Raw genomic sequence first — 10,382 nt, forward strand, 5'->3', positions numbered from 1 at the left:
CCTTCGTAAGCTGATGTCGAACGCATCAGGGAGGGTGAGATGGGCGTCATTGCAGTATTGGTCGCGGCGGTGGCCGGATTTGCCATGGGGGCCGTGTGGTACATGACCCTGGCCAAACCGTGGATGGCGGCGGCCGGGATCCCGGTTGACGAAAACGGGAAACCCCAGGGCAACGGATCGCCCCTGCCCTTCGTGATTTCCTTTGTCGCGATGATCCTGGTTGCGGGGATGATGCGGCACATGTTCGCCATGGCCGGGATCGACGGCGCCGGAAAGGGACTGGTCGCGGGTCTGGGTATCGGGCTGTTCTTCATCACACCCTGGATCACCATGAACTATGCCTATGCCATGCGGCCACGGAACCTTGCGGTGCTGGATGGCGGTTATGCCGTGCTGGGCTGCGCGGTGATCGGGTTGGTGCTGGGCCTGTTCTGAAACGCAAAGGACCCGGCGTCTGGCCGGGTCCCGAATCTGCGCGGTTGCCCGCGATCAGCCGTAGACGGCTTCTTTCCCGAAATGCTTGGTCAGCAGGTAATAGACCACCGCGCGGTACTTGTTGCGGTTGGATTTGCCGTAGGTTTCCAGAACGCTGTCGATGCCCGCCATCAGGTCGGGGCTGTCGGGCAGGCCCAGTTTCTTCATCAGGAAGTTTTCCTTGATGGTCTCAAGCTCGCTCGACTGGCTGGCGGCCACGGTCGAGGCATCGTCGTTGTAGATCGCCGGCCCGCAGCCGATGGTGACCTTGGTCAGCAGGTCCATGTCGGGGGTCATCCCGCATTTTTCCTTAAGATCTTCGGCGTATTTCGCGATCAGGTCGTCACGCTTGCCCATTGTATTCTCCCTCACTATCCTTTCAACACACTGAATTTATGCGTGTTTTTGGCTTCAACAGTGAATTTATACCCCGTCCCGACCATTTTGCGATAAATTTTCTTAACTTTTCGCAGGCTCAGGACGGCGTGCAAGCGGATCAGCCTGTCAGACAAGCTCTTTCAACATGTCCTTTTCATAGGCGGCCAGGTCGTCGAACTGTCCGGCGGCGACCTGATTGGCCCAGTCCGGGTTGGCGATCAGGGCGCGTCCCACGGCGACAAGGTCGAACTCGTTGGCGTCCAGCCGGTCCAGCAGGTTGTCGAGGCTGGCGGGTTCGGCCGACCGAAAATCGGCGGTGCCGTCATTGGGCAGGAAATCAGCGTTCAGGCCGACGCTGCCCACGGTGATCGCGGGCTTGCCGGTCAGCTTGCGGGTCCAGCCTGCAAGGTTCAGGTCACTGCCCTCGAACTCGGGCTCCCAGAAGCGGCGGGTCGAGCAATGGAAGATGTCGACCCCGGCCTCCGCCAGCGGGTTCAGGAAATCCGCCAGCGCTTCGGGCGTTTCGCACAGGCGCGCGTCGTAGTTCTGCTGTTTCCACTGGGAAAAGCGGAAGATGATGGGGAAGTCTTCGCCCACGGCGGCGCGGCAGGCCCGCACGATCTCAAGCGCGAACCGGGACCGGGCGGCCAGATCGCCGTTGTAGTCGTCATCGCGCTGGTTGGTGCCGTCCCAGAAGAACTGGTCGATCAGGTAGCCGTGCGCGCCGTGCAGTTCGATCGCGTCCATGCCGATCCGCTTGGCGTCCGCCGCGGCCTTGGCAAAGGCCGCGACAACGGCGCCGATGTCATCCTGGGTCATGGCGTGGCCGACCACCTTGCCGGGAACCGCCATGCCACTTGGGCTGTAGCCGGGGGTATCGCCGCCCGGTGTCACGCCGGGACGGCGGATCGCGCCAACGTGCCAAAGCTGCGGGGCGATCTTGCCGCCCGCGGCGTGCACGGCATCGACGACCTTCTTCCAGCCGGCCAGGGCCTCTTCGCCATAGAACGAGGGCACGTTGGGATAGCCGCTGGCCGAGGGATGATCGATGCAGGTGCCTTCGGTGATGATCAGCCCGGTGCCACCTTCGGCGCGGCGGCGATAGTAATCGACCACCTTGTCGTTCGGCACGTTGCCCGGGGAATAGGTGCGCGTCATCGGGGCCATGACGATGCGGTTCTTCAGGCTCAGCTTGGGCAGGTTTACGGGTTCGAACAGGGTATCGGTGCGGCTCATGACGTCTTCTCCGGGGCGGTCAGAATTTGCGGGAATTGATAAGCGGGGCCGGGGGCGGGACAACAGTTCCGTTAGGTCACAACGCAAAACGCCCCGCTTGCGGGCGGGGCGTTCCGGGTCGCGGCAGGGCGCGATCAGTAGCGGTAGTGTTCCGGCTTGAACGGGCCTTCGGGGGTCACACCGATATAGGCCGCTTGGTCCTTGTTCAGCGTCGAGAGCTTCACCCCGATCCGGTCGAGGTGCAGGCGCGCGACCTTTTCGTCCAGATGCTTGGGCAGGATGTAGACGTCGTTCTTGTATTCGTCGCCCTTGGTGAACAGCTCGATCTGCGCCAGCACCTGGTTGGTGAAGGAGGCGGACATCACGAAGGACGGGTGGCCGGTGGCGTTGCCAAGGTTCAGCAGGCGACCTTCGGACAGCAGGATGATGCGATTGCCGTTCGGCATCTCGATCATGTCGACCTGTTCCTTGATGTTGGTCCACTTGTGGTTCTTTAGGCTGGCGACCTGGATCTCGTTGTCGAAGTGGCCGATGTTGCCGACGATCGCCATATCCTTCATCTCGCGCATATGCTCGATCCGGATGACGTCCTTGTTGCCGGTGGTCGTGACAAAGATGTCGGCCATGCCAACCACGTCTTCCAGCGTGGTGACCTGGAAGCCGTCCATCGCAGCCTGAAGGGCGCAGATCGGGTCGATTTCCGTCACGATCACGCGGGCGCCCGCGCCTTTCAGCGAGGCGGCCGAGCCCTTGCCCACGTCGCCATAGCCGCAGACCACGGCGACCTTGCCGGCCATCATGGTGTCGGTGGCGCGGCGGATGCCGTCGACGAGCGATTCCTTGCAGCCGTACTTGTTGTCGAACTTCGACTTGGTGACGCTGTCGTTCACATTGATCGCCGGGAAGGGCAGCTGGCCGTCGCGGACCAGTTGGTACAGGCGGTTGACGCCGGTGGTGGTTTCCTCGGACACGCCCTGGATCTGATCACGGATCTTGGTGAACCAGCCCGGGGAGGCCGCCATGCGCTTGGCGATCTGTTTCTTGATCACCTCTTCCTCTTCCGAGGACGGCACCGGGATGATGTCTTCGCCCGCCTCGGCACGCGCACCCAGCAGGACATAGAGCGTCGCGTCGCCGCCATCGTCGAGGATCATGTTCGGGCCGTCTTCGAACAGGAAGGATTTGTCGAGGTAATCCCAGTGCTCTTCGAGCGTCTGACCCTTGATGGCGAAGACCGGCACGCCAGCCTCGGCGATCGCCGCCGCCGCGTGGTCCTGGGTCGAGAAGATGTTGCACGAGGCCCAGCGGACATCCGCGCCCAGGGCGACCAGCGTTTCGATCAGAACGGCGGTCTGGATGGTCATGTGGAGCGAGCCGACGATCCGCGCGCCTTTCAGCGGCTTGGCCTCACCGTATTCCGACCGCAGAGCCATCAGGCCCGGCATTTCGGTTTCGGCGATGTCGAGTTCCTTGCGGCCAAACCCGGCAAGAGAAATGTCTTTGACGATATAATCCGTGGCCATTGGGGCGCTCCGTTTCGATCAAGGTTGTCCGGCCAGTACCAAACCCCCTGTAAGAGAGCAAGGTAAGCGCCGTTTCGGTGTGTTTTAGGTAAGGTTCATTAACAAAGTACGACACCACCGTACGGTCATGAGAGTCATGTCGCCGGTGACTCTGCGCCGGTTCACGTCTATCTGTTCCGAAAACGGAGGGTCGGATGGCGAAACAGGCACGGGCATGGCAGCGGATGCTGTCGGGGCGCAGGCTGGATCTGCTGGACCCGACCCCGGTGGATATCGAGATCGAGGACATCGCGCACGGTCTTGCCTTCGTCGCGCGATGGAATGGGCAGACGCGTGGGGATTTTCCCTATTCGGTCGCGGAACACTCGATCCTGGTCGAGGCCCTGTTTTCGCGGATGGAGCCCAAGGCGAAACCCGCCGAACAGCTGACCGCCCTGCTGCACGACGCGCCGGAGTACGTGATCGGCGACATGATCTCTCCGGTGAAGGCCGCCGTGGGTCCGGGCTATGGCGCGCTGGACGACCGGCTGACGGCTGCGATCCATATTCGCTTTGGCCTGCCTGCGGTGACACCGGCAGCGCTGAAGAAGAAGATCAAGAAAGCCGACAAGGTCTCGGCCTGGATGGAGGCGGTGCAGATCGCCGGATTCTCGATCGGTGAGGCCGACAAGTTCTTCGGCCGCCCAGATGCCGCGCTGATCGAGGGGCTGGACATCCACCTGCGCCCGCCGGTCGAGGTGCGCCGGGATTTCACCGCCCGCCATGAGGCGCTGCTGGAGGCATTATCATGATTCATATCCGACGTGCCGGGGCGCTTGATGGCGCGGCGATGGCCGAACTGCTGAACGAAATCATCCGGGCTGGTGGCACCACCGCCATTACCCAGGAGGTCAAACGTGATGATCTGACCGCCCGGTTTGACACGCCTAAATCGGTTTGGAACCTCGCCGAGGACGAAACCGGCGTGCTGCTTGGCTTTCAATATGTGACGCCACTGGCGTCCGAGCCGGGGCTGGTCGCGGAAATCGCCACCTTTGCACGGGTGGGTCAGACCGGGCTGGGCATCGGGTCCAAGCTGTTCGAGGCGACCAAGGCGGATTGCATTGCGATAGGCTATGACTGGATCCGCGCCAATATCCGGGCCGACAACACCGGTGGTCTGGCCTATTACCAGTCACGCGGGTTCGAAGATTACGGCCGCATCGAAGGTTACCGGATGGATAACGGGCAAGTCGTGGACAAAGTCCTCAAGCGGTACGACCTTTAAGTTTCGGGCCGCGCAGAAATTGCGTCATCCACCCCGACAGCTTGGAGGCAGGTTTGGCCGGACGCCATGCGGGCGCGGGCGTATGTCTTTGCAACCTGAGCATTTCATCGGGCAATCTGATCATGTCCGTCCCTCCGGTCGGGTTTCCTTGCTGGACATATAGCCCCGGCGCGGTCACACACGAAGTCAGCGATAATGTGTGATCTGTTAGCTGAGGTATCAGATGGAGGACTTGGACTGGCGCCATTTGCCGTCCCTGTCGGCGTTGCGGGCGTTCGAGGCAACCGCGCGGCTGGACGGCTTCAGCGCGGCGGCGCGGGCGCTGAACGTCACCCCGGCGGCGGTGGCCCAACAGGTGCGCGGGCTTGAGGCCGAACTGGAGGTCACGCTTGTCACCCGGCAGGGGCGCGGGCTGGCCCTGACGCCCGAAGGCACGCGGCTGGCCACCGCGCTGGGCGAAGGCTTCAGCCGGATCGCGGGGGCGGTCGAGGACTTGCGCCGCCCGGCCCGGGTGCGGGGCATCCGCGTCACGGCGACGGTGGCCCTGTCGCAGACCGTGCTGATGCCGCGCCTTCCCCGGTTCTGGGCCCGGCATCCTGACATCCCGGTGTCGCTGAACCCGACGCAATCGGTCGTGGGCCTGGGCCGCAACGGGGCCGATCTGGCGATCCGTACGGGCACCGGCCCCTGGCCCGACACGCAAAGCACCTTTCTGTTTCGCACGCAGATGGTGGTCGTCGGCGCCCCCGCACTGCTGGCTGGCGGGGCATCGCTGGCCGATCTGCCGTGGATCGTCGACGAAGGCTATCCGTCCGAGGCCGAGTGGCTGGAGCTTGGGGGCCTTGATATCCGCAAGGTGAAGATCCAGTCGATGGACAACCCGATCCTGTCGGTTTCCGCCGCCGAGGCCGGGCTGGGCCTGATCTTTGCCACCGACCGCGTGGTGGCGGACAGCATCGCGCAGGGCAAACTGGTCGAGGTCGACTATCCGCCGCTGCCGGTCGCGCAATACTGGATGGTCACGCCCGAGGGACCGCTGCGCGCAGAAGTCCGGGCCTTCATGGACTGGCTGATGGCCGAGGTCGGCCCGGCGGAGGCCTAGCGGGGCGAGCGTTTCGCCAGAATGCGCTGCAACGTACGGCGGTGCATGTTCAGGCGGCGCGCGGTTTCCGACACGTTGCGATCACAAAGCTCGTACACCCGCTGGATGTGTTCCCACCGAACGCGGTCCGCGCTCATGGGGTTTTCCGGCGGCGGCGGCAGTTCGTCACCCCGGGCCAGCAGGGCGTTGGTGATGTCGGTGGCATCGGCGGGCTTGGCCAGGTAATCGGTCGCGCCGATCTTCACGGCGGCCACCGCGGTGGCGATGGCGCCATAGCCGGTCAGCACCACGATCCGTGCATCGGGGCGCTTTTCGCGCAGCACCTCGACCACGTCGAGCCCGTTGCCATCTTCAAGCCGCAGGTCGCAGACGGCGTAGGCGGGTGGCCGGGCCGTCGCGATGGCCTTGCCGGCGGCGACGCTTTCGGCGGTTTCGACTTCAAAGCCGCGTTTCTCCATCGCCTTGGCCAGACGTTTGAGAAAAGGTTCGTCATCATCCAAAAGGAGCAGGGTACGGTCTTCGCCGAGGTCGAGCTCTCCGGTCATGGCAATGGTCCTTCCATGATGCGCCTTGCTGCGGTCTAGGGTATGTATCCCGACCCCATGGTGGGGTCAAATATTCAAACCCTGAAATGCTGGTTATTACCTTGCGTCGATGAAGCAGGCGGTGGCTTCGGCCATCTGTTCCGGCGTGGCGTCGCGGCGGAAGAATTCGACGAACCCTTCCTCGGGCAGGACCAGGTAGGTGAAGGTCGAATGGTCGACGAGGTAATAGTCATCCTCGGCGTCCTGCTTGCGATAGTAGGTCCGGTAGGCGGTCGAAGCAGCCTTGATCTGTTCGGGCGACCCGGTCAGGCCGACCATACGAGGATGGATGTAACTGGTGAAATCAGCCAGCTGTTCGGGCGTGTCGCGTTCCGGATCGACGGTGATGAACACCGGCTTCACCATGTAGCCGTCGTTTTCCAGCAGGGTCACAGCCTCGGCGTTGCGGGCGGCGTCGTAGGGGCAGATGTCGGGGCAATAGGTGTAACCGAAATAGACCAGCGTCGGCTTGTCTATCACATCCGTGTCAGTCACGGTTTGCCCGCCCTCGTCGACCAGGGTGAACGGCCCGCCGATCTCGGCCGCGCCGCCGGCCACGGTCGAACTGCGGCACTGGGCAAAGGCGTCGTCGCCGGTGCGGCCCATGGTGACAAGCCAGATTGCCACCGACAGAAGCACGATGGCCGCCACGGCCGTGATTGCGAAGATACGTGTCATTGTGGCCTTCGGTGCTGAGGATGATTGCGGGCGTGTTGGGGCCTATTTAACAATGGGCCCCGAACAATCAATCAGACATATGGGCACAGCGAAGATGACCGAAACCGAATTCGACGTGCTCAAGGGGCAGGATCGCGGCAACTGGATCCGGCTGAGGACGATCATTCTGCTCAGGTGGGGGGCCATCGGGGGCCAGCTGGCCGCATTGCTGGTCGCGCGCGAAATCTATGGCCTGTCGCTGGAATACGGACTGTGTTTCCTGGTGGTCGGCACATCGGTCATCGGGAACCTTGTCGCCAGTTTCATCTTCCCCGAGAACAAGCGCCTGTCCGAGGTCGAGAACCTGCTGATGGTGCTGTTCGACCTGCTGCAGCTGTGCCTGTTGCTGTATCTGACCGGCGGGTTGCACAACCCGTTCTCGATCCTCGTGGTGGGGCCCGTGACGGTGTCGGCTATGGCCCTGACGGGACGGTCGACGCTGTTCATCGGCAGCGTCGCGATCGGGTTGGCGACGGTGCTGACCGAATTTTACCTGCCGCTGCAGACATGGGATGGCACCCAGCTTCAGATCGCCGATATCTTCGTCTTTGGTCAGTGGCTTGCCATCGTGATCGCCATTGTCTTCCTGGGCATCTACTCGCGCTGGATCGCGACCGAGCTTCATTCGATGTCTGACGCGCTTCAGGCGACGCAGATGGCCTTGGCCCGGGAACAGAAGCTGACCGACCTGGGCGGGGTCGTCGCCGCCGCCGCGCATGAACTGGGCACGCCGCTGGCCACGATCAAGCTGACCTCGTCGGAACTGGCCGATGATCTGGAAGACCGTCCCGACCTGGCGGAAGATGCCCGGCTGATCCGGGATCAGGCCGACCGTTGCCGCGATATCCTGCGGTCAATGGGACGGGCCGGGAAGGACGACCTGCACATGCGTCAGGCGCCCTTCACCACCGTGATCGAAGAGGCCGCCGATCCCCACCAGGGGCGGGGCAAGCTGATCCACTACGATTTCGGGCCAGAGGAGGGTGGCGATGATCTGCCGCCCCCGATCCTGCGCAAGCCCGAACTGATCCACGGGGTCCGCAACCTGGTCCAGAACGCGGTCGATTTCGCATCGGGGAACGTCTGGATCGAGGGGCGCTGGTCGAACGACCGGATCGCCCTTCGGATCATGGATGACGGCAGGGGCTATGCGCCGCAGGTGATCGGCCGCATCGGCGATCCCTTCGTGCGGCGCAGGCGCAGTTCTGCATCTTCGCAGCGACCAGGGTACGAAGGCATGGGGCTGGGTCTCTTCATCGCGAAGACACTTCTGGAACGGACCGGAGCCGAGCTGAGCTTTGCCAATGGATCCGACGGCGTGGACCGCGCCGGGCAACCGACCGAGGCCACCGGCGCGATCGTCGAGGTCGTCTGGCCCAGACGCCGGGTCGACGCCCGGTCGGGCGATACGCCCGTCCCGAGCGGTGAAAACAAGCCAATCACAAACTGATGCCAGTTGGCGTCTTTTCGTGATACCATTAATCAAATCTTAAGGATTGATGGCTTGTTTCTTAGTGTACCTGCGTCTTGGGGTAACCATGTCTATCGGTGTGACAGAAATCGTGATCATCTCGGCCGTCTGCCTCTCGACGGCGGGGGTGACGCTGAGCGGTCTGGCAATCTGGTCACGGTACAATCGCAGCGCCGCCCAGGGGCCCGGCAGCGGGGTCGTGATCCGGTGTCTCAAGGGTCGGATGGTAGACGCCGACAGCGACTTTCTTCACCTGCTGACCCAGCGCGGCTGGGATGGGTCCATCACCCGGCTGCGTGATTTTTTCGCCTTTCGATTCCGTGGCTTGCCTTCGGATTTCCCGGGTGACGAACCGACGCTCGACATGACGTTCGTCGCCCGCAACGCCGCCGACCTGGTCGAACTTCACGTGGTGCGGCGCAAGGATGTGCTGACGGTGTCGCTGATCTCTCCGGTCGGTGTGCCAGACGTGAGGGATCACGTGGCCCGCTATCGAAAACACACCCATTGGATTTCCGATCTGGTGGCGCAGTCTTCGCCCCATCCGATCTGGGTCACCGATGACTGCGACGAGGTCATCTGGGCCAATCGGGCCTACCTGTCGCTGATCCGCGATCTGGGGCATGCAGGTGGCGACGAGGTGTCGATCCTGCGCGGGCTCGACCCCGCCCGTAGCCTGCCGGATCGGGAACAGCGTCGGTACCAGCTGACCTTTTCCGACGGACGACCCGACTGCTGGGTCGATGTATCGACCGCCGCCCGCGACGGTACGCTGATGCACCACGCCACCGATGTGACCGCCGTCGTCCAGGCCGAGGCCGCGCAGCGCACCTTCGTCCAGACATTGACCAAGACCTTCGCCCAGCTGTCGACCGGGCTGGCGATCTTTGACCGGACACGGCGGCTGGCCCTGTTCAACCCCGCGCTGGTCGACATGACCGGGCTGAGCGCCGAGTACCTGTCAGGGCGGCCCAGCTATCTGTCGTTCTTCGACAAGCTGCGCGACGAGGACATCATGCCCGAACCCCGCAGCTATGCCAGCTGGCGCGAAAAGATCTTCGACCTGATCACCGCCGCCGAAAACGGCCGGTACCAGGAAACCTGGACGCTGTCGTCGGGTCATACCTACCGGGTCACGGGTCGACCGCATCCAAACGGGGCCGTCGCCTTCCTTGTGGAAGACATCAGCGCCGAGGTCATGCTGACCCGCCGTTTCCGCGAACAGCTCGACATGTCGCAAACGGTGATCGACTCGCTTGACGACGCGGTCGCGGTCTTCTCGCCTCAGGGGATGCTCAGCTATACGAACGAAGCCTACCGCGATCTCTGGGGTGACCCCGACGAACGGCAGACGCTGGATGTTTCGGTCAACGAGGTGTCGCGCCACTGGCAATCGCACAGCGAACCCAGCCCGGTCTGGGGCGATTTTCGAGATTTCGTCGTCGGGTTCGAAGAACGCGCGGACTGGGAGGCATCGGTTCAGCTGCGCAATGGCGGCATGGTTGATTGCCTGTTCCGACCCCTTGCGGGCGGCGCATCGCTGGCGATCTTCAAAAGCGCCCAGCCCGCCCGCGCCGTCGCCTACCGTGGCGTCGGCTGACCGGTTGACCTTGCAGGTGCGGCCCGGCGC

11 protein-coding genes are annotated in these 10,382 nt (G+C 63.3%); 6 read left to right on the top strand and 5 right to left on the bottom strand.

Annotated elements, in window-relative coordinates; genetic code table 11:
* Positions 1–39: 39 nt before the first annotated feature.
* Entirely contained in the window at positions 40–435 is a 396-nt protein-coding gene (locus E4S58_RS08905) for a DUF1761 domain-containing protein (protein ID WP_136636064.1), read from the top strand.
* A gap of 54 nt (positions 436–489) precedes the next feature.
* On the opposite strand, the gene E4S58_RS08910 is transcribed toward E4S58_RS08905, so the two are convergent.
* The 3 genes from E4S58_RS08910 to ahcY form a co-directional block, all read right to left on the bottom strand.
* Positions 490–831: a DUF2853 family protein gene (locus tag E4S58_RS08910; protein ID WP_136636065.1), complete on the bottom strand. Its 342-nt coding sequence runs from the start codon at positions 829–831 to the stop codon at positions 490–492.
* Positions 832–978: 147 nt separating this feature from the next.
* A complete protein-coding gene (locus E4S58_RS08915) occupies positions 979–2,088 on the bottom strand; it encodes an NADH:flavin oxidoreductase (RefSeq protein WP_136636066.1) in 1,110 nt (369 codons plus the stop codon).
* A 134-nt stretch (positions 2,089–2,222) separates the two neighbouring features.
* Positions 2,223–3,611: an adenosylhomocysteinase gene (ahcY, locus tag E4S58_RS08920; protein WP_136636067.1), complete on the bottom strand. Its 1,389-nt coding sequence runs from the start codon at positions 3,609–3,611 to the stop codon at positions 2,223–2,225.
* Positions 3,612–3,805: 194 nt separating this feature from the next.
* Between ahcY and E4S58_RS08925 the strand changes: the two genes are divergently transcribed.
* The 3 genes from E4S58_RS08925 (at position 3,806) to E4S58_RS08935 (ending at position 5,980) form a co-directional block, all read left to right on the top strand.
* Positions 3,806–4,402, top strand: a complete 597-nt coding sequence (locus E4S58_RS08925) for a hypothetical protein (protein WP_136636068.1) — start codon at positions 3,806–3,808, stop codon at positions 4,400–4,402.
* Positions 4,399–4,878 carry a GNAT family N-acetyltransferase gene (locus E4S58_RS08930; protein WP_136636069.1) on the top strand — a complete coding sequence of 160 codons (480 nt, stop codon included), beginning with the start codon at positions 4,399–4,401 and terminating at the stop codon, positions 4,876–4,878. The genes E4S58_RS08925 and E4S58_RS08930 overlap by 4 nt, the downstream gene beginning before the upstream one ends.
* 223 nt (positions 4,879–5,101) lie before the next feature.
* Entirely contained in the window at positions 5,102–5,980 is an 879-nt protein-coding gene (locus tag E4S58_RS08935; protein ID WP_136636070.1) for a LysR substrate-binding domain-containing protein, read from the top strand.
* Here the strand turns inward: E4S58_RS08935 and E4S58_RS08940 are convergent.
* Positions 5,977–6,525: an ActR/PrrA/RegA family redox response regulator transcription factor gene (locus tag E4S58_RS08940; protein ID WP_136636071.1), complete on the bottom strand. Its 549-nt coding sequence runs from the start codon at positions 6,523–6,525 to the stop codon at positions 5,977–5,979. The genes E4S58_RS08935 and E4S58_RS08940 overlap by 4 nt on opposite strands.
* A gap of 96 nt (positions 6,526–6,621) precedes the next feature.
* Positions 6,622–7,242 carry an SCO family protein gene (locus tag E4S58_RS08945; protein ID WP_136636072.1) on the bottom strand — a complete coding sequence of 207 codons (621 nt, stop codon included), beginning with the start codon at positions 7,240–7,242 and terminating at the stop codon, positions 6,622–6,624.
* A 94-nt stretch (positions 7,243–7,336) separates the two neighbouring features.
* Here E4S58_RS08945 and regB point away from each other — a divergent pair, with 94 nt between their 5' ends.
* Together regB and E4S58_RS08955 are read left to right on the top strand one after the other, a co-directional pair.
* On the top strand, positions 7,337–8,731 hold the full coding sequence (gene regB / locus E4S58_RS08950; protein WP_136636798.1) for a sensor histidine kinase RegB: 1,395 nt from the start codon (positions 7,337–7,339) through the stop codon (positions 8,729–8,731).
* An 88-nt stretch (positions 8,732–8,819) separates the two neighbouring features.
* Positions 8,820–10,352 (top strand): PAS domain-containing protein, encoded by a 1,533-nt coding sequence (locus tag E4S58_RS08955; RefSeq protein WP_169052643.1) that lies wholly within the window; start codon positions 8,820–8,822, stop codon positions 10,350–10,352.
* The last annotated feature ends 30 nt before the right edge of the window (positions 10,353–10,382 follow it).

The organism is Pseudooceanicola onchidii, from assembly GCF_004959925.1.
GTDB lineage: Bacteria > Pseudomonadota > Alphaproteobacteria > Rhodobacterales > Rhodobacteraceae > Pseudooceanicola > Pseudooceanicola onchidii.